This is a genomic window from Herminiimonas sp. NPDC097707 (assembly GCF_044761395.1).
In the GTDB taxonomy this organism is placed as follows: Bacteria; Pseudomonadota; Gammaproteobacteria; order Burkholderiales; family Burkholderiaceae_D; genus Oxalicibacterium.
The window spans coordinates 2,695,392-2,714,246 of the sequence record NZ_JBIWCI010000001.1; the positions used below are offsets into that span (position 1 = coordinate 2,695,392).

Sequence of the window (18,855 nt, forward strand, 5' to 3'; positions counted from 1 at the left end):
TCCAGACTTTGTCAGGAGGATAACTTTAACAGCAAAATTGCCACTTTTGCACCATTTGTGCTGGTGCGGTTTTTGATGTCGATACGTCCACCGTGTTCCTCAATAATCTTTTTCACCATGGCAAGCCCCAGACCAGTGCCGCGCGGTTTGGATGTGATGTAAGGCTCAAATGCATGAGCGAGGATTTTCGGCGAGAAGCCGGGGCCGTTATCGGTAATCGACAATTGGACCGCATTGTTCACAGCGCCGTCCGAACTTCTATAATGGATTTCTTCCGTAATAATATCAATACGTGCAGTTGATTCCTGCTTGATGTGATCGATCACTGCGTCCTGCGCATTTTGCAATAGATTGTGTATGACCTGACGCAGTTGCGTCGCGTCGCCCATGATCAGCGGCAATCCTTCCGCCAGTCTGGCGTGAATGATGTCGCGCTCGTCGCCTGTCTGATAGAGATGCAGAATTTCTTCAATCAACGCATTCAGATCCAGTGGCGACAATACGGCGGGTGGTGTTTTTGCGTAGTCGCGGAAATCATCGACCATGCGCTGCATTGCCGATACCTGGTTAACGATGGTGGTAGTACTGCGCTCCAGTATTCGCGCATCCTGTTCGTTCAGCTTGCCTTCCAGTTTCATCTGCAGACGTTCGGCAGAGAGTTGGATTGGCGTCAGCGGATTCTTGATTTCATGCGCCAGACGTCGCGCGACTTCACCCCAGGCGATCGAACGCTGCGCTGAAATGACATCGGAAATATCATCGAATACCACCACATAGCCGCTATCCCTGGCAGCCGGCAGGCGCGAACCGCGCGCCAGCAATGAGATATCGTTTTCCGCTTCGGCGCCGCCCATGCGACGCGGCACATCGATCTGATGCTGCCAATGCAAATTGCCGATATCACCGCCGCCAGCGGCAGATTGCGCGCTTTGTTCCGAAAAAGATTGCGTGATCACTTGCGCAAATGCACTCAGGCCATCGATCTCTTGCAAGGGTTTGCCGATATGCTGGGCAAAATCATGCTGCAGAATGCGCTCGACCGATTCGTTGCAGGTCACCAGTCTGAAATTGCGATCCAGCACCATCACACCGGCCGACATATTGGCCAGCACTGACTCCAGATAGCCTTTGGCGTTTTCCAGTTCGGCGCGATTTTTCTCTACCGAGGCGCGCGCATCGGACAGTTGGCGCGTCATTGTATTGAAGGATTGCGTCAGCGTGCCGAGTTCGTCGGAGGTGGTCACGATAGGACGCGGCGAGAGATTGCCTTCCGCGACAGCCTTGGTCCCTTCTGCCAGCAGCAACAGAGGTTTGGCGAGGTCGCTGGCGATCAGGAAGGCGCCGGCAATGGCGCCGAAAATTGCCAGCAGCAAGGTCAGCGTCAGTGTCACGATATAAATTTTTCGCAAGCCGGTACGTGCGAGATAGCGTTCCTGGTATTCGCTATACGCCACGCGCAATGCTTCTGCATTCGCGGCCAGTTGTTCCGGTACCGGCTGCAGCAATTGCAGATAACGCGTTTCGGATTGCAGCGACAATTCCTTGCTGGAATTTGGAATCGCAATGACCACGCGCAGCAGCAGGCTGTTTCCCGGATTGGCGGCAGAGGTGGTAATCGTATTGGTTTTGGCGTTGCTGGTGGAGGGGCTGTTGTCCTGGAAATCGGTGTTGCCCTCGATGACGGCGTAAGCGCGCGTCAGACGCGCCTGACGCAGCATCGCCGCCGTCGGAAGATCGGGCAGCAGTGCACGGAGTTGCGAGCCGGAGCTGGCAATCATCTGGCCGTTGCTGCTGACAATGACCGCTTCCAGCATCGAATTCTGATCGCGCAGACGCGACAGTTGCGTGATCTGGGTCGCTTCCGATGCGTCTGATAATTCCAGCGCCATGCTGCGCGCCTTGATCCGCAATTCGTCGAGCGATGAATCGAGTGCGGAGCGGCCGAGGTTGAGGCCGGATTCCAGTGCGGATTCGACGCGTACGTCAAACCACGATTCGATCGAGCGCGAAACGAATTGCACGGACACTGTGTAGATCACTGCACCCGGCAGGATGCCTATCATGGCGAATAGCAGCACCAGCCGCGCCATCAGTTTGGAACCGAACTTGCCACGCTTGTAGCGTTTGTACAGACGTATCAGCAACAGGATAACCAGACCCAGCAATGCGGCGGCGACGACGGCATTGAGAATCAGCAGCCACGGATAGTTGCGTTCAAACAGATTGGAATTTTCAGATGCGGAAGCGAGCAGAAACAACAAGATGCTGATAACGGCCCCGCCAACAACCAGTAAATAGCGAAGCAGCCGTGTCACTGGGGTTCCGCCGTATAGATGAAGTGCTTCCAGTTGGAAGACAGGCGCCAATCGCTGCTATTGAGCGCGTGTACCTGGAACGGTTTCGGCAACTGGGCGACGTCGAGCTGCATGCGTACTGCAACGGCATAGGACTGCCCGGGCTTCAATGCGTTTTTGTCGGCCACTACCCAGCGATTGGGACGACGTACCAGTGACAGCGCGTCGTCCAGTGTCTGAAAGCTTTGTTGCAGACGACCGGTAATGGCCGCGTGATACTGGCGTGTCAGTACGTTGTACGAGATGCGGATGGTTTGCGAGTCGACAATTTCCTTTGAATCAAACCAGTACCAGCGGGGTTTGGTGATTTCGATTTCCGTCGTGAAGTACAGCGGAATGCCGCGCGTCAGCGCATCTTCCAGTCCGCGGTTCAAATTGAAGACGAAGGTGGCGGAGAGCCGGTAGCCTTCAGCGCTGTCTTCCAGGTGCGCTTGTTCGATTTCAATGCCATCGGCTGCACGTGCATCAGCCAGCTGCAGCGAGAACGCCAGCAGCAAGATGGTGCACAACCAGTAGAAAGGAATGAAAAGTTTTTGTTTCACGCGTGAGAGCAGAACAATCGCCTGGCAGGTTGAAAAAAGTAAGTGAAAAGGTCAAGTTCCAGATTTTTGAAACAAGGCGTAAAACAGGCCGTCGTGGTCATTTTCCGCATTGGCCGTCGGCAGCAACTGACCGGGCGCCGGCAAGCGGATGGCACGATTACGTACTGCGAACGCCGCTGCCTGCGCTTCCGATTCCTGCGGCCACAACGAACAAGTCACAAACAGCAATTTACCATCGGCTTGCAGCATCTGCCAAAGGTTGTCGAGGATTTGTGCTGAAATCGCTGCCAGTTGTACTGCATCGCTTTTGCGTCGCAGCCAGCGAATATCCGGGTGCCGTCGCACGATGCCGGATGCAGTACACGGCACGTCGGCCAGAATGCGCTCGAAGGGTTTGCCATCCCACCAGCTATTACCGGTGGCATCGCCAACCAGTAAAGAGGCGTTTAATTGCAGGCGCTGCAAATTTTCGGTGATGCGTGGCAGGCGGCGCTCATCGCTATCGAGCGCGGTGAGTTCAACTGCGGCGGATTCCAGAATGTGCCCGCTTTTGCCGCCCGGTGCGGCGCATGCATCCAGCACGCGCATACCGTCGTGCAGATCGAGCAGGGGCGCGGCAAGTTGAGCCGCCGCATCCTGTACCGATACCAGCCCGTCATTGAAACCGGGAATCTGATTCACCGGTGTAGCTTGCGCCAGACGCACGGCGACCGGGCCGATAAGGGTGGCGGCAATGCCTTGTTGCGCCAGCAGGGCGAGATAATCGCTCACGCTGATTTTGCGTTGATTGACACGCAGGGTCAGTGGCGGAGCGGCATTGCCGGCTTCGAGTATCGCCTGCCAATCACGCGGATACGCGGAACGCATGCGATCTATCCACCAGTCCGGATAATTCCAGCGCGCCAGTTGCGTACCGGCCGCACTTTTCATCAGCGCATCCCGTTCGCGCAAAAAACGACGCAGGATTGCGTTGACCATGCCCTTGGCGTGCGCCATGTCGGTATCGGCAGCAGCTGCCGTGACGGCTTGATCGACTACCGTAAATGCGCTGTAACGTGCGCCCGAAACCGCTTCTTCAGGGTCGGAAATCAAGGCCAGCGCGCAACATAGCAAACCATGCAGGATAGGCGGTTCGGTTTGCTTGGTTGTCATCGCGTTGAGCAAGGCTTCGGCACGGCCGATGTGACGCATGCAGTGATAGGAAATATCCTGAATCGCACCACGCGCCTGCGGCGTTGCATTGGTTTGTGCAAAAATCCGGGCCAGGGACTGCGGCAGTGCGATGCCGCGGCCGACATCGGCCACCGCCTGAGCTGCGCCGTGCAAGGTAAAGGAAAGTGAATCCGGTTTTAAATGTATGGTTGTCACGTTGGATATGGGTTGGAGCCGGGTGTATGCCATGCAAGAGCGCAGCGCATGGTTTCTGGATTTTCAATGATGTGATTGTAACGGCGGCAGCCGGTGTGCGCGCATTGCAGCGGGATAAATTGCGGAAGTTTCGTGTTTTTGTGTGCAGAGTGTATGCAGGCAGTGTCAGATCGCAGCGGATGCGGTTTGTTGTGCCGGCAACAGGAAGGATGCAAGCGGAGTCAGTTTTGCAATGGCAACTGCTCCGCTCCTATCGTTTTACGCAGGCCATGCTTCAGGATGCATGGCTGACACCGTCTAGACGCCCCACATCACATCCCGGTTTTCCGCCCGTGCGGCACGCAGCATTTCCAGCAACGGATAGGCGCGGGTTGAAAAATGCACGGCTTCCGGTTGTTCGTGCTCGTTATCGTCGCCGTCTTCGCCATGATGGGCGACGATATCACGCTTCACCGCTTCGGACGCAAAATGCGCCTTGCTTTCGGTTATTTCGCCTTCCAGCAATTTGATGGCGTTGTCCGTTTCTGCTGCGGTGATGACGCCGCGTTTAGGATCTTTGTGCAGAAGATCGAAAATGCGTTTGGCATGTTCCTCATACATCATGACCTCGGCGGCAGCTTTGGATTTGAACGTGATTAACATGGGCAGTCTCCTTCAAGTGGACTATGACAAAACGATAGCACGATTTCAGTATGGGCTCTAGCCTTGCCACGCATGCGTGGTTTTAAGTTAGTCATACAGATTTGGACAGCGATCAATCGCTGTTAATTCAATTTGAACGACTGGAAAAATGTATCGACAATATCGCGCCCGACGGCTTTTTCGGGGCCGGTCACAACGAGTTGATACACGCGTTTTTCCTTGGCAATGAAACGCGCAAACAGAATGCGTGTTTGGCCGTTCGCGGCGGGTCCGGTCGCTTCTATTTCAGTGACGGCCACGGTGCCTGGCGCCTGCATCGATTGTGGCATCGTCAATACTTTTTCCTGTCGTACTTTGCCGCTGATGTTGTTGATCAGTGCAGTTTTCATCGCGGCGGCGGAAACCTGTGCCTGCGTGGCATCGCTCAATTCGGCCGTGCCGACGGCAAATGTCACGCCGTCGACTTCCGATGCAACCATCGTCATCGAGGCGGGAATCCCGTTCAAATCGATTTTGCGTGAAAATGTGGTCGGCTTGGTCGGCAGGGCGATGACATAGCTTGCGTTATCGCTGTGCACTTCGCGCCAGTCATATTTTGGCGAACAGGCAGACAGGAAAAAAACCGTTGCAACAAGGGTGGCATGGCGGCACAGTGCGAGGGGAAGTTTCATGTGGATGTAAATCGAATGCAATGTGAGCATGGTACACCGCGACTGTCGCTATTTTCCGCATCGATTTAAAATTGCAGGCGCACGGAATGTTTGCCGCGCCGCCAAGCGCGTAGAATCTGCCCGGATTCTGAAGGCGTATCATTCATTTTGCAATGTGTCATAAGGCGTACATCGATGGGAAAATTGCTGGCGATTGACGGTTTGAATATCGTGCGGCGCGTGTACGAAGCCAATGTGGAGCCGGATACGGCGGCCAAGGCGGACGCTGCTTTGCGTCATTCACTGGCCTCGTTCCGGAAATTGCTGGCGACGCATCAGCCCACACATGTGCTGCCTGCCTTCGATTTTGGCGGCCATACATGGCGTCATGATCTGTATCCGCAATATCGCGAAAAACGCGAGCCGATGCCGGAAGTCTTAAAGGAACGCCTGCCGGATTTTTATGTGCAACTGTCTGCGCTCGGGCTCAAGGTCGTCTCCGCACCGGAAGTGGAAGCCGATGATGTCATTGCAACGGGCGTCATGCGCTGGCTGGGTGAAGGTCGCGGTGACGCCGTCATCGCTTCCACCGACAAGGATTTGCATGTGCTGATTGCACATGGCGCGGTGATCTGGGATCACTTTAAAAGCGAATGGCACGACAGCAAATGGGTAGAGGAAAAATTCGGCGTGCCGCCGGAAATGCTGGCCGATTTGCTGGCCTTGATGGGCGATGTATCCGACAGTATTCCCGGCGTTTCCAAAGTGGGTGTCAAGACCGCGGCCAAGCTGCTGCAAAGCTACGGCAATATCGAACGTATCATGGCGGGTGCGGGTATCCTCAAGGATGGTCTGGGCGAAAGACTGCGCAAGGATAGTGCGCAGCTCGCGATTTCCCGGCAACTGGTTGAATTGAAAACCGATGTGCGTATGGGCGTGACCTGGAATATGCTGGCATACGATGCTGTGCAGGCAGACTGAGCGCGCAAACCTTTTCCTGTTTTTAAAGCCGAATTCTTATGACTGATGTCGAACAACTTTATATTATCCAGCAACGCAAAATGAACGCCGGCGAGAAAGATCTGCCGGTCTACGCCAAGGCGATGAGAAGCAAGGAAGGTGTCTTTGAAGGCGTCTCGTTCATACGCAATCGGGACAAGGCTACACTGATGACGCTGGCCGAGGCGCAGCAAGCGGTTGCCTGGGCCAAGAAGAAAAAGCCATTGGCCGGCTTGTACGAAACCAGCATCCTTCCGGCAAACTCCTGATGCAATGTTTGGCCGGAGACGCACGCGGCTCTGAAAGGACAAAAGTATGCGTGGCACTTTCCTGGTAGGCCTTTTTTCTGCGGCGGTGTGCATGCCTGTGACGTTTGCTTGGGCTTCTTCTCCTGATGCATGGCAAGCCGTGTATAAGCAAACTGCCGATGCCTGTCTGAAAAAGAGTGGCTTGAAAAAAACGAAAATTATGGAAGGGCCGGTGCTGTTTTCCGGCTCCATCCTGTACCGGATCAAAGGCACTTGGCCGCAGCCGCACATGAAGGGCAAGACCGGCAAAGTCTACTGCCTGCATCCCTATCCAAATGGCGAGCCTGAAATTGTTGATGCGCCTTAGTTGGCTTTGCCGGACATGTTCGTGACGGAATCATTACAGACCCTGGCCTACTGTTCGCGCAAAGCCCGTCTGTATTGAATAGCCTCCGCCACATGCGCTTGATGGATGATGGACGCGTCGTCCAGGTCGGCTATCGTGCGTGCGACTTTCAATACGCGATGGTAGGCGCGCGCCGACCAGTTCAGGCGTGTCATTGCGGTGCGCAACAACTGTTCACCCGCCTCATCCGGTTTGCAGTGGCTATCCATTTCGCTGCTGGACAATAAGTTATTGTGTTTACCCTGCCGCGATAATTGGCGTGTGGATGCGTGTGCAACACGCGCCGCGACATGCTCCGATGATTCACCGGTCGATTGCTTGAGTAAATCTTCATGCGCGAGTGCGCCGACTTGAATTTGCATGTCGATACGATCCAGCAAGGGACCGGAAATTTTTCCTTGATAGCGCGTGATCACATCCGGCGTGCAGCGGCACTTGTTGGAGGGGTGGCCGAAATATCCGCATGGACAGGGGTTCATCGCTGCAAGCAGCTGGAACCGGGCCGGGAAATCCGCTTGTCGCGCGGCGCGTGAAATGGTGATCTGTCCCGACTCCAGCGGTTCGCGCAATACTTCCAGCACGGCGCGGCTAAATTCGGGCAGTTCGTCGAGAAACAGCACGCCGCGATGCGCGAGCGAGATTTCTCCAGGGCGCGGCGTGCCGCCGCCGCCGACCAGCGCAACGCCGGAGGCCGTGTGATGCGGGGCGCGATATGGACGTACTTTCCAGCGCGCAGTGGTGAAGCCGCTGGTCAGCGAGAGGACGGCGGCCGACTCCAGTGCCTCCTCATCCGTCATCGGCGGCAGAATGCCGGCAAAGCGTGCTGCCAGCATTGATTTGCCGGTGCCTGGTGGCCCGACCATCAACATACTGTGCCCGCCAGCGGCGGCAACTTCCAGTGCGCGTTTTGCTTGCGCCTGCCCTTTTACATCGGCCAGATCCGGGTAGCTCGGACGTGTGCTGATCGTTGTGGCAATGTGGCGCGTCAGGCGGGCATCGGAATCCAGAGAGGCGAAGTGAGCGCAAACCTGCAATAGGGAATCGGCGGGCAGAATCGTGACGTCGCGCACCAGCGCGGCTTCGTCCGCGTTCATGCGCGGCAAAATGAACGCGCGTGGCAGGCTGTTTTTATCGCTGTTGCGATGGATCGCAAAGGTCATCGCCAGCGCCCCGCGTATCGGTCGCAGTTCGCCCGATAGCGACAACTCGCCGGCAAACTCATATTGCGCCAGCGTATCGCCGGGGATCTGACCTGATGCGGCAAGTATGCCGAGCGCAATCGGCAGATCGAAGCGACCGGATTCCTTGGGTAGATCGGCCGGCGCCAGGTTGACGGTGATTCTGCGGGCGGGGAACTCAAAGCCGGCATTCTGCAAGGCGGCGCGCACGCGATCCTTGGATTCCTTGACCTCGGTTTCTGGCAAGCCGACGATGGTGAATTGAGGCAATCCATTTGCCAGGTGGACTTCTACCGTCACTTCCGGCGCGAGCATGCCCGCCAGTGCGCGACTCTTCAGGACAGCCAGGCTCATGAAATTCCTTTTTAGGATTCAGTGTGCAATCGTTGCGGCAATCAGTGTTTGCCGTGTCTGCTGTGTTCAAGAAGGGTAATGGCCGCTTTCACGATCGCGAACATCAGTGCCCGCTCCTTGCTTGGATGATCCGAAATATGCACCATCGTTGTGCCGATGTGGATAGTCTTGCCATGTGGATCGTCGGGTGCATTCTGATAAGCAATGTTCAGTTCGTATTCTGCAATCAAGGGACCGCAGGCTTGCCAGTCGCGCGTCCATTTGGGCAAGACGGTGGCGTTTTCCCACAGGGAGCCTGCACTTTCGCAAAACTCTTCAACATTGTGATGACCCAGCAACTGCGCCAGATGGCGCTCCCTGGATACGCAACTGCGGAAATATTCTTCATCGCTCATACGCATGGCGCCACCTGTCCCCGAGATATTTCTACTGAGCAGCCTTGCTGCCTCTAGTCGTGCGCTTATTTTTTCAGTTGCGCTTCCAGTGCCGCGACCTGCGCTTCCAGTGCCTCCAGTTTGGCGCGGGTAGTGGCGAGCACTTGTGCCTGGGTGTCGAATTCTTCACGCGTGACCAGATCCAGTTTGGAAAAACCCTGGCTCATCATCGCCTTCACATTCTTTTCGATGTCCTTGACGGGTGAGTTTTCCAAAACCTGATTGACCTTCTCTTGCATATCGTTAAAAAAATTGAACTTGTCCATACTGAACCTCTTAAAAAAACGAATTATTTAGCACCAATAAAGTGCATCTCATATGAATGCGCGCTAGGAAAGTGCATATTCAAAGATGTGTATGCGCCCAAATAGTATTGGACAGCGGTTAATAGTAAAAATGATAATACATCATGCTTAAAAAAGCTGGCATGAGTCCTGCTAAATGTAGATCCGAGGACAACCAATTCTGGTTCTATATTTAACTTTAAGGGGAATATCATGAAAAAACTGATTCTTGCCGCCGCGGTAATGAGCGCGTTTGTCGGTAGTCTGGCCCACGCTGAAGACGTCATTCCAGAACATACTTTTACCGGCAATGTTACCTTGGCGACCGATTATCGTTTTCGCGGCCTTTCCCAAACATTTAAAGAGCCTACCATTCAGGGCGGTTTCGACTATGCGCATTCGAGCGGCTTCTACGTCGGCAACTGGAACTCGAATGTAGATACCAGCGCGATCAACAATGGCAACATTGAAATGGATCTGTATGGCGGCTACAAATTTGCCATCGCTCCCGATCTGACCGGTGACGTCGGCGTATTGCACTACTACTACCCGGGCGCAGAAACTGCAGCGGGCAAAAGCATCAACACCACCGAAGTCTACGTTGGCGCAACGTATAAATGGTTTTCGGCAAAATACAGCCATGCCGTTTCCGATTTCTTCGGCGTAGATAACAGCAAGGGTTCAGGCTACCTCGATCTTGGCGCGGCTTTTGAAGTTGCTGAAAAAACGACCTTGAGTTTCCACGTCGGCCGTCAAAAAATCAGTCATAACAGCGCTTCCGATTACACCGATTACAAAGTTGGCATCGCACGCGACTTTGGTTTTGCAACCATCAGTCTGGCCGCAATCAGCACCAATGCCAAGGATGATTTGCCATTGACCAAAGGCACAAAAACCAAAAAAACCGGCGATACCACCGCCGTATTATCCATCTCCAAAGCGTTTTAATCCAACTACGTAAGAGGGTTCACATGAAACTGATTACTGCCATTATCAAGCCCTTCAAGCTGGATGAAGTGCGGGAAGCCTTGTCCGCGATCGGCGTGCAGGGTATTACCGTGACTGAAGTCAAAGGCTTCGGTCGCCAAAAAGGTCATACCGAGTTGTATCGCGGCGCGGAGTATGTGGTGGATTTTCTGCCTAAAACGAAAATCGAAGCAGCTGTTGATGACGCGATCGTTGATCGTGCCATTGAAGCGATCGAAGCTGCGGCCAGAACCGGCAAAATCGGCGATGGCAAGATTTTCGTCTACGACTTGCAACAAGTCGTTCGTATCCGCACCGGTGAAACGGGTAAAGAAGCACTTTAAGGGGAATGAGATGAGTATCAAGAAAATATTCGCAAGCGCCCTGGCAACAGGTGCTTTGCTGCTTGCCGTGGGTTTTGCGGCGCCGGCTATTGCAGAAGAAACGACGACAGCGCCGGCTGCAAGCGCAACGGTAGCGGCTCCGGCTCCAACTGCGACAACCGAGGCTCCGGCGGTAGCAGCGCCAGCCGCCCCGGCGCCTGTGTTGAATACAGGCGATACGGCGTGGATGCTGACGTCGACCATGCTCGTCATCCTGATGACGATCCCTGGCCTGGCATTGTTCTACGGCGGCCTCGGTCGTTCGAAAAACATGTTGTCGGTATTGATGCAGGTGTTTGTTCTGTTCGCGCTGATTACCGTTCTGTGGGCTATTTACGGTTACAGCATGGTCTTCGCGGGCGGCGGTTCGTTCTACGGCACATTCGAGAAGCTGTTCCTCAGCGGGATCAAGCCCGACACGCTGTCCGGCACCATTCCTGAATATGTGTTCGTTGCCTTCCAGTCGACTTTTGCGGCCATTACCTGCGCGCTGATCGTCGGTGCGTTTGCCGAGCGCATGAAGTTTGCCGCGGTGATCGCCTTCTCGGTGCTGTGGTTCACCTTCAGCTACATCCCGATTGCACACATGGTATGGGCGACAGGCGGCTTGCTGTTTGTGGAAGGCGCGCTCGACTTTGCCGGCGGTACGGTGGTGCACATCAACGCAGGTGTGGCAGGCCTGGTTGGCGCTTATATGGTGGGCAAGCGTGTAGGCTTCGGCAAGGAAGCGATGCCTCCGCACTCGCTGACCCTGACCATGGTGGGTGCTTCCCTGCTGTGGGTGGGCTGGTTCGGTTTCAACGCCGGTTCGGCTCTGGGCGCAAACGGTGTTGCCGGCCTGGCCTTTATCAATACCATCCTGGCAACTGGCGCAGCGACCTTGTCATGGATAGGCGCCGAGGCTGTGCTCAAGGGCAAGGCTTCCATGCTGGGCGCAGCTTCCGGTGCGGTTGCCGGCCTGGTTGCGGTTACACCTGCGGCCGGCTTTATCGGCCCTATGGGGTCCATCGTGCTCGGTTTGCTGGCTGGCATGATCTGCCTGTGGGGTGTGAGCAGCCTGAAACGCATGCTGGGCGTAGATGATGCATTCGATGTGTTCGGCGTTCACGGTGTAGGCGGCATCTTCGGCGCCATCATGACCGGTGTGCTGGCAGCCCCTTCGCTGGGCGGCACAGGTGCAGCCGACTATGTGATGGCGCATCAGTTGATGGTGCAGGTCAAGGGCGTGCTGATTACGATCGTCTGGTCCGGCATCGTTGCCTTTGTGGCCTACAAATTGGTCGACATGGTCATCGGTCTGCGCGTGGCGGATGAAGCAGAACGCGAAGGTCTGGATATCAGCAGCCACGGCGAGTCCGCTTATCACTCGTAATTGCTGCTCTGACCCGTACGCGGGTTTGCAAAAGCGCCTCCTTGTGGGGCGCTTTTTTCATTTTGGGCTTTTAAATAGCCGTTTTGCCCTCATGTAGACATGCCAAATTGAATGAATGTGATGAACGGATTGAGCGCGCATTTGCTGTTTCCCGTTTAAAATCAGCGTCAATTAACGATAAGTTCAGCAAAAAGGTTTATATGGTTCCGCATCTCGTCACGGCCTTGAACGGTCCGTTGCTCGACCTTGAGAAAAAGATTCTTACCGCTACGCCAGCCATCGAGCGCTGGTTCCGGCTGGAGTGGCAGGAACATACGCCGCCTTTTTATTGTTCAGTCGATCTGCGCAATGCCGGCTTCAAGCTGGCGCCAGTGGATACCAATTTATTCCCTGGCGGCTTCAACAATCTTTCGCCCGAGATGCTGCCGCTGGCGGTGCAGGCGGCCATGGCGGCCATCGAGAAGTACTGTCCGGATGCCAAGAATCTGCTGCTGATTCCGGAAGCGCATACGCGCAATACCTTCTATCTGCAAAACATCGCACGCCTGATACAGATTTTCCGTCAGACCGGTTTGAATGTGCGCCTGGGCTCGTTGTCGCCCGATATCACGGCGCCGACGCCTATCGAGCTGCCGGATGGCACCACGCTGACGCTGGAGCCGCTGGAGCGATCGCATAACGGCCGTCGCCTCGGCCTGAAGAATTTCGACCCCTGCACGATCCTGCTGAATAATGATCTGTCGTCCGGCCTGCCGGCGATTCTGGAAAACCTGCATGAACAGAATCTGTTGCCGCCTTTGCATGCAGGCTGGGCGGTGCGTCGCAAGACCAATCACTTTGCCGCCTACGATGAAGTAGTCAAGAAATTTGCCAAGATGATCGATGTCGATCCATGGATGCTGAATCCGTATTTCATGAAATGCGATAACGTCAATTTCAATGAAAATACCGGTGAAGACTGCCTCGCATCGAATGTCGATACGCTGCTGGCGAAGATGCGCAAGAAGTACAAGGAATACGGCATCAAGGAAAAACCCTTCGTGATTGTCAAGGCCGATGCCGGTACTTACGGCATGGGCATCATGACCGTGCACGATGCCAGCGAAGTCAAGGATTTGAACCGCAAGCAGCGCAACAAGATGGCGGTCATCAAGGATGGCCTGGAAGTGACCGATGTGATCATCCAGGAAGGTGTGCCGACCTTCGAGCACATCAATGAATCGGTGGCCGAACCGGTCGTGTACATGATCGATCGTTATGTGGTCGGCGGTTTTTATCGTGTGCATGCAGATCGCGGCAACGATGAAAATCTGAATGCGCCGGGTGCGCACTTCGTACCGCTGGCGTTTGCTCATCAGCATGCGCTGCCTGATTATCAGGCCAAGCCGGGAACGGCTGCGCCGAACCGTTTTTATATTTATGGTGTGGTGGCGCGACTGGCCTTGCTGGCGGCCTCGCTGGAGATGGAAAAAACCGACCCGAATCCGGAAGTGTACTGAGACAGTTGTAGACTGCCACGTCTATCTGTTTGAGCAGATGGTTCGCATGGCGGCACAATGATGGAATGCAAATACGGATGCAGTCGCTAAACAAAAACCTGTCGGGCAAGTTTTGCCGACCCTATGATTTTTCAGGATGTGCCGGATGAAAATAGCTTTCGCATGCGATCCGCTGGATGGCTTCAAGATTTACAAGGACACCACATATGCGATGATGAGCGAAGCCGCGCGTCGCGGCCATGCGATTCACGTGTTTCAGCACAAGGACATGGCCTTTGAGGACGGCAAGGTTATCGTCAATGTGACGCGCGTCACATTGACCGGAGATGATGCCGATTGGTATCGCCTGGACGCGCCGGTGGCGCAGGAATTGACGGCCTTCGATGCGATTCTGGAGCGCACCGACCCACCCTTCAATATGGAATACATCTACGCGACCTATCTGCTGGAGTTGGCAGAAAAACAGGGCGCGCGTATTTTCAACAAGCCGGAAGCGATTCGCAGTTTCAATGAAAAGCTGGCCATTGCGCAATTCCCGCAGTACATCGCGCCTACGCTGGTGACCAGCGATGCTGCGCGCATACGCACCTTCCATCAGGTGCATGGCGACATCATCCTCAAGCCGCTGGACGGCATGGGCGGCGCAGGCATTTTCCGCGTCATGGACGACGCACTCAATCTCGGTTCCATCATCGAAACGCTGACTGAAAACGGTCGTCAAACCATCATGGTGCAGCGTTACATTCCGGAAATCACGCAAGGCGACAAACGCATCCTGTTGATAGGCGGTGAAGTGGTGCCGTATTGCCTGGCACGGATACCGCAGGGCACTGAAATACGCGGCAATCTGGCGGTGGGTGGAATCGGCGTGGCGCGTGAAATATCGACGCACGATCGTGAAATCGCTGTGGCGCTGGGGCCAGTTCTTTTAAAAAGAGGCTTGTTGCTGGTAGGATTGGATGCAATTGGTGACTACATGACCGAATTGAATGTGACCAGCCCGACCTGCTTCCAGGAAATCAGGCAGCAAACTGGTTTCGACGTTGCGGCGATGTTTGTCGATGCGCTGGAAAAGCATGCAGAAGCATGGAATGCATGAGGAAGTGGCGGACATTGCCGGAAGTTTTGAAAATGTTGTGGTAAAAAATTTGCGAATCGAATAAATCTGATGGTCGGTATTCTGTTGATGACACATGCACCTCTGGGGCAAGCCTTTATCGCGGCGGCTACCCATGTGTTTCGCGCGCGCCCGGAAAGACTGGATGCGATCGATGTCACTGCCGACCAGGATACGCATGAAGTCGAACAACTGGCCAAGCAGGCAATTGCCGGGCTGGATGATGGCTCCGGTGTACTGGTCATTACCGACGTCATGGGCGGCACGCCGTCGAATTGCACGCTGGGTTTGTGCAATGTAGAGAATGTGGCAGTGATCGCCGGCATCAGTTTGCCGATGTTGTTGCGCGCGATTACTTATCGGCGGGATACGCTTGATGTTGTCGTGGAAATGGCGCTGGCCGGTGGGCAGGGAGGCGCGGTCAGGGTAGACAACCGCGTACGGCTGGCACCGAATTGATTTTAATAATTCTTATAAGAAAAAATGATTGAACAAGAAATCGAAATTATCAACAAGCTCGGCCTGCATGCGCGGGCTTCTGCCAAGCTGACACAACTTGCTGCCAAGTACAAAAGTGAAGTCTGGATGACGCGTAACAAGCGTCGCGTGAATGCCAAATCCATCATGGGCGTGATGATGCTGGCAGCAGGTAAAGGCTCGAAAGTCACGCTGGAAACCAACGGTCCGGATGAAAGAGAGTGTTTCGATGCTCTCGAATTGCTGATTCAAGACAAGTTCGGCGAAGGCGAGTAAGTCGGCAGGCGCGGCAGGCCTTGTATTTGCTTGCATCACTGCCCGCACCATTCTGTTTTTATATTGCCTTCCGCTGCTACTGATACGGACTGACTTCGATGACTTCTTTCACGCTACACGGCATTCCGGTCTCGCGCGGCATTGCGATCGGCCGCGCGCATATACTCGCCCCCGCTGCACTCGACGTGCAGCATTACCTGATCGCCGATGATCAGGTGGAAGCCGAAGTCGCGCGTTTGCAAGGTGCGATTACCTCGGTGCACGCCGAACTGCAAAATATCTGGAATGAATTGCCGGCCGATGCGCCGTCTGAATTGGGCGCATTCATCGACGTGCATGCGCTGATTTTGTCTGACCCGATGATTTCTGAAATGCCGCTCGATATCATCCGCTCGCGTTACTACAATGCCGAATGGGCGCTGGTCACGCAGATTGAGGAATTGTCGGCGCAGTTTGAAGAGATCGAAGATACCTATCTGCGCGAACGCAAATCTGATATTCAGCAGGTTGGCGAACGTGTATTGAAAGCGCTGACCGGCAGCGCCAGTATCCTGCCCAAGGGCGACGGTGCGGAAGGCGGCGCCAGCATGATCGTCGTGGCGCGTGACATTTCACCGGCCGATATGCTGCAATTTCGCCATAGCGCATTCAGCGGTTTTATTACCGATCTCGGCGGCCAGAACTCGCACACCGCCATCGTTGCGCGCAGTCTCGATATTCCTGCCACGGTTGGCGTGTCGAATGCCTCGAGGCTGATCGATCAGGGTGACTGGCTGATCATCGACGGCGATGCCGGTGTGGTGGTGGTGGCGCCCAACTCGGTGGTGCTCGACCAGTATCGCGAGAAGCAGGCGCGCCAGGTGCGCGAGCGCAAGAAACTCGGCAAGCTGAAAAAGATGCCGTCGGTGACGCTGGATGGCACGCCGATTACCTTGCTGGCAAATATTGAATTCCCCGACGATTGCGGTCACGCGATGGATGCCGGCGCACATGGCGTAGGCTTGTTCCGCTCCGAATTTTTATTCATGGGACGTACCGGCCACGCTAATCTGTTGCCGTCTGAAGACGAACAATTCGAGTCGTATAAAAAAGCCGTGGTGGCAATGAAAGGCCGGCCGGTCACCATACGCACGCTGGATATCGGCGCCGACAAGCCTATGGATTTTGCCGAACAGACGGCACTTAATCCGGCGCTGGGTTTGCGTGCGATTCGATTCTGCCTGTCCGAACCGCAAATGTTCCTGACGCAATTGCGCGCGATTCTGCGTGCTTCCGCTTTCGGTCCGATCAAGCTGTTGGTGCCGATGCTGGCGCACGCGTTTGAAATCGATCAAACACTGTTGATGATAGAGCAGGCAAAAGCGCAGTTGCGGGAACAGAAAATCAAGTTCGACGCAGAACTGCCGGTAGGCGCAATGATAGAGATCCCTGCCGCTGCGCTGTCGTTACCCATGTTCATCAAGCGCCTGGATTTTCTGTCGCTGGGTACCAACGATTTGATTCAATACGCGCTGGCGATCGACCGCGTCGATCATGAAGTGGCGCATCTGTACAATCCGCTGCATCCAGCCGTGCTATATCTGATTTCGACTACCATCGCGATGGCTGCGAAAGCAGGCGTGCCGATTTCAGTATGCGGTGAAATGGCCGGCGACATACAGATGACGCGCTTGCTGCTGGGGATGGGCTTGCGGGAGTTTTCCATGCATCCGTCGCAACTGCTGGCGGTGAAGAATGAAATTCTCAACAGCGATCTGAACGCGCTGGCACCGCTGACGCGCAAGATCGTGCGCAGCTTCGAGCAGGAAGAAATCATTGAGGCAGTCGAACGTTTGCGTGTGATGTAAAGGCGGCGCGCATAGCCATCTCGCTTGCACAAGGCGTTGTTACACCACTCCCAGCCATCCCAGAATCGCACCGCCAGCCAGCAGCCATAGAATCCCGATGCGGGTTTTCAGTATCAGGAGGATGGTGATCAACGTGAGCAGCCAGAGCGGCCAGTCTTCGCGGAATGTATTTTGCGTACTGGCCATGATCCAGCCGGTAGCCAGTACCAGGCCGACCACCACCGGCCCCATACCCAGCTTGAAGGCACGCACCGCACGCAGTTGACGGTTGCGATGCACCCAGCGCGTTGCCATATAGGTGAATGCCGTGCTCGGCAGCAGCAGGCCCACCATGCAGAGTGCCATGCCGAGAAAACCGTTGGCCATGCCGCCAGCGTTCAAGCCTATGTTCCATCCCATCAATGCAACGAACAGAACGTTGGGGCCGGGCGCAGCCTGCGCGATCGTGATCGAGTTGCTGAATTGCGCATCGGTCAGCCAGTGCTGTTCGGAGACCAGGTAGCGATGCATCTCCGGCGCTGATGCCAGCGCGCCGCCCAGCGACAGCAGCGACAGCGACATAAAGTGCAGGAGCAGATGTACCCAATCGGTCGTTTGCAATGAAAGCTGCAGTGTCTGGTTCATGAAGCCAGCTTCCGGTAAGCCAGTATGCAACCGAGAAGACCGAGGCCGAACAGCGGATAGGCCAGCGGCAGCCGCAGCAAGGCAATGGCGATAAAGCATGCCATGCTCAAGAGGCCGCAGACGTACGGCCCCAATGGATTGTTTTTCAAGCCGCGTATCAGTCTGATGCCGGTTGCCAGGATCAATCCTGCCGCGACGGCACCCATCGCGCGCAGTGCGTGCGCCACTTGCGGATGGTTGGAGTAAGGCGCATACAGGACGGCGATGATCATGATCAGCGCCAGCGGCAGTGTCAGCATGCCGGCAAAGGCGGCGAGCGCGCCCGGCAGGCCGAAATAACGGCCGCCGATGATGAGCGACATATTGACGACATTCGGGCCCGGCATGATTTGCGCGACTGCCCAGTCCTCAATAAATTCTTCATGCGTCATCCATTTCTTTTTTTCCACCAGCTCATGCTGCACGACCACCAGCACGCCGCCGAAGCCCTGCAGTGCGAGTATGGTGAAGGAAAAAAACAGATCGGCCAGGGATTGCGGGCGCGGCCCTTCGCGTAGCGGGCGTTCGTCGGTTTGCAGGATATCCATTCAATACGGGAAGAAGAGCGACTGAATCACGCGGTCACGATGACTATCGCTCCCGGCCAGCTGGCAGTTTAGCATTCGGCGTGATTGCGCACTTGCGCTAAATGACAGGCTGGCACGACGCGGCGGATTTCTGCTGCGAGAATGACTGAAATTGTCATTTTCATACGCCGCCGGCCAGCTGCGGCGGCGTGCAACAATGGTAAAACCGTAGCTCCTGCGTTTGACGGCGCGGGGCGACTTGTTTATTC

Annotated in this window: 21 protein-coding genes; 11 read left to right on the forward strand and 10 right to left on the reverse strand. The window is 55.3% G+C overall.

Annotated elements, in window-relative coordinates:
- Nucleotides 1-11 precede the first annotated feature (11 nt).
- The 5 genes from ACIQW9_RS13125 to ACIQW9_RS13145 form a co-directional block, all read right to left on the reverse strand.
- Nucleotides 12-2,315 carry an ATP-binding protein gene (locus ACIQW9_RS13125; RefSeq protein ID WP_402337616.1) on the reverse strand — a complete coding sequence of 768 codons (2,304 nt, stop codon included), beginning with the start codon at nucleotides 2,313-2,315 and terminating at the stop codon, nucleotides 12-14.
- Nucleotides 2,312-2,896 carry a DUF4390 domain-containing protein gene (locus ACIQW9_RS13130; protein ID WP_402337618.1) on the reverse strand — a complete coding sequence of 195 codons (585 nt, stop codon included), beginning with the start codon at nucleotides 2,894-2,896 and terminating at the stop codon, nucleotides 2,312-2,314. The genes ACIQW9_RS13125 and ACIQW9_RS13130 overlap by 4 nt, the downstream gene beginning before the upstream one ends.
- Nucleotides 2,897-2,947: 51 nt before the next feature.
- Nucleotides 2,948-4,297, reverse strand: a complete 1,350-nt coding sequence (rsmB, locus tag ACIQW9_RS13135) for a 16S rRNA (cytosine(967)-C(5))-methyltransferase RsmB (protein ID WP_402337620.1) — start codon at nucleotides 4,295-4,297, stop codon at nucleotides 2,948-2,950.
- 264 nt (nucleotides 4,298-4,561) lie between these two features.
- Nucleotides 4,562-4,906, reverse strand: a complete 345-nt coding sequence (locus ACIQW9_RS13140) for a DUF1840 domain-containing protein (RefSeq protein ID WP_011869718.1) — start codon at nucleotides 4,904-4,906, stop codon at nucleotides 4,562-4,564.
- Nucleotides 4,907-5,028: 122 nt separating this feature from the next.
- Nucleotides 5,029-5,577 carry a hypothetical protein gene (locus ACIQW9_RS13145; protein ID WP_402337623.1) on the reverse strand — a complete coding sequence of 183 codons (549 nt, stop codon included), beginning with the start codon at nucleotides 5,575-5,577 and terminating at the stop codon, nucleotides 5,029-5,031.
- A 174-nt stretch (nucleotides 5,578-5,751) separates the two neighbouring features.
- Between ACIQW9_RS13145 and ACIQW9_RS13150 the strand changes: the two genes are divergently transcribed.
- From ACIQW9_RS13150 to ACIQW9_RS13160, 3 genes are all read left to right on the forward strand, one after another.
- Complete coding sequence (locus ACIQW9_RS13150) at nucleotides 5,752-6,537, forward strand: 5'-3' exonuclease H3TH domain-containing protein (protein ID WP_402337626.1); 786 nt, start codon at nucleotides 5,752-5,754, stop codon at nucleotides 6,535-6,537.
- A 38-nt stretch (nucleotides 6,538-6,575) separates the two neighbouring features.
- Complete coding sequence (locus tag ACIQW9_RS13155; RefSeq protein ID WP_402337629.1) at nucleotides 6,576-6,824, forward strand: hypothetical protein; 249 nt, start codon at nucleotides 6,576-6,578, stop codon at nucleotides 6,822-6,824.
- Between the two features lie 139 nt (nucleotides 6,825-6,963).
- The gene (locus tag ACIQW9_RS13160; RefSeq protein WP_402337632.1) at nucleotides 6,964-7,170 is read left to right on the forward strand and encodes a hypothetical protein; all 207 of its coding nucleotides are present in this window, start codon (nucleotides 6,964-6,966) and stop codon (nucleotides 7,168-7,170) included.
- A gap of 47 nt (nucleotides 7,171-7,217) precedes the next feature.
- Here ACIQW9_RS13160 and ACIQW9_RS13165 read toward each other — a convergent pair whose 3' ends face one another.
- Genes ACIQW9_RS13165 through ACIQW9_RS13175 form a run of 3 tightly spaced genes read right to left on the reverse strand, consistent with a single transcriptional unit; the run spans nucleotide 7,218 to nucleotide 9,441 of the window.
- The gene (locus tag ACIQW9_RS13165) at nucleotides 7,218-8,741 is read right to left on the reverse strand and encodes a YifB family Mg chelatase-like AAA ATPase (protein ID WP_402337635.1); all 1,524 of its coding nucleotides are present in this window, start codon (nucleotides 8,739-8,741) and stop codon (nucleotides 7,218-7,220) included.
- 41 nt (nucleotides 8,742-8,782) lie between these two features.
- Nucleotides 8,783-9,142: an aminoacyl-tRNA synthetase gene (locus ACIQW9_RS13170; RefSeq protein ID WP_402337638.1), complete on the reverse strand. Its 360-nt coding sequence runs from the start codon at nucleotides 9,140-9,142 to the stop codon at nucleotides 8,783-8,785.
- A 59-nt stretch (nucleotides 9,143-9,201) separates the two neighbouring features.
- Nucleotides 9,202-9,441 carry an accessory factor UbiK family protein gene (locus tag ACIQW9_RS13175; protein WP_353152723.1) on the reverse strand — a complete coding sequence of 80 codons (240 nt, stop codon included), beginning with the start codon at nucleotides 9,439-9,441 and terminating at the stop codon, nucleotides 9,202-9,204.
- Nucleotides 9,442-9,672: 231 nt separating this feature from the next.
- On the opposite strand from ACIQW9_RS13175, the gene ACIQW9_RS13180 reads away from it, so the two are divergent.
- The 8 genes from ACIQW9_RS13180 (at nucleotide 9,673) to ptsP (ending at nucleotide 17,396) form a co-directional block, all read left to right on the forward strand.
- Nucleotides 9,673-10,407 (forward strand): TorF family putative porin, encoded by a 735-nt coding sequence (locus ACIQW9_RS13180; RefSeq protein WP_402337641.1) that lies wholly within the window; start codon nucleotides 9,673-9,675, stop codon nucleotides 10,405-10,407.
- 23 nt (nucleotides 10,408-10,430) lie between these two features.
- Nucleotides 10,431-10,769 carry a P-II family nitrogen regulator gene (locus tag ACIQW9_RS13185; RefSeq protein ID WP_402337643.1) on the forward strand — a complete coding sequence of 113 codons (339 nt, stop codon included), beginning with the start codon at nucleotides 10,431-10,433 and terminating at the stop codon, nucleotides 10,767-10,769.
- A gap of 10 nt (nucleotides 10,770-10,779) precedes the next feature.
- Complete coding sequence (locus ACIQW9_RS13190) at nucleotides 10,780-12,180, forward strand: ammonium transporter (RefSeq protein ID WP_402337646.1); 1,401 nt, start codon at nucleotides 10,780-10,782, stop codon at nucleotides 12,178-12,180.
- 200 nt (nucleotides 12,181-12,380) lie between these two features.
- Nucleotides 12,381-13,679: a glutamate--cysteine ligase gene (gshA, locus tag ACIQW9_RS13195; protein ID WP_011869729.1), complete on the forward strand. Its 1,299-nt coding sequence runs from the start codon at nucleotides 12,381-12,383 to the stop codon at nucleotides 13,677-13,679.
- A gap of 145 nt (nucleotides 13,680-13,824) precedes the next feature.
- Nucleotides 13,825-14,778 (forward strand): glutathione synthase, encoded by a 954-nt coding sequence (gshB, locus tag ACIQW9_RS13200; RefSeq protein ID WP_402337649.1) that lies wholly within the window; start codon nucleotides 13,825-13,827, stop codon nucleotides 14,776-14,778.
- Nucleotides 14,779-14,847: 69 nt separating this feature from the next.
- Nucleotides 14,848-15,255, forward strand: coding sequence for a PTS sugar transporter subunit IIA (locus tag ACIQW9_RS13205; RefSeq protein WP_402337652.1), 408 nt, complete (start codon nucleotides 14,848-14,850; stop codon nucleotides 15,253-15,255).
- A 24-nt stretch (nucleotides 15,256-15,279) separates the two neighbouring features.
- Complete coding sequence (locus ACIQW9_RS13210) at nucleotides 15,280-15,549, forward strand: HPr family phosphocarrier protein (RefSeq protein ID WP_011869732.1); 270 nt, start codon at nucleotides 15,280-15,282, stop codon at nucleotides 15,547-15,549.
- 98 nt (nucleotides 15,550-15,647) lie between these two features.
- Nucleotides 15,648-17,396, forward strand: a complete 1,749-nt coding sequence (gene ptsP / locus ACIQW9_RS13215) for a phosphoenolpyruvate--protein phosphotransferase (RefSeq protein WP_402337655.1) — start codon at nucleotides 15,648-15,650, stop codon at nucleotides 17,394-17,396.
- Nucleotides 17,397-17,435: 39 nt separating this feature from the next.
- On the opposite strand, the gene ACIQW9_RS13220 is transcribed toward ptsP, so the two are convergent.
- Entirely contained in the window at nucleotides 17,436-18,020 is a 585-nt protein-coding gene (locus ACIQW9_RS13220) for a chromate transporter (protein ID WP_402337658.1), read from the reverse strand.
- Entirely contained in the window at nucleotides 18,017-18,607 is a 591-nt protein-coding gene (locus ACIQW9_RS13225; protein ID WP_402337661.1) for a chromate transporter, read from the reverse strand. Before ACIQW9_RS13225 ends, ACIQW9_RS13220 begins: the two co-directional genes overlap by 4 nt.
- Between the last annotated feature and the right edge of the window lie 248 nt (nucleotides 18,608-18,855).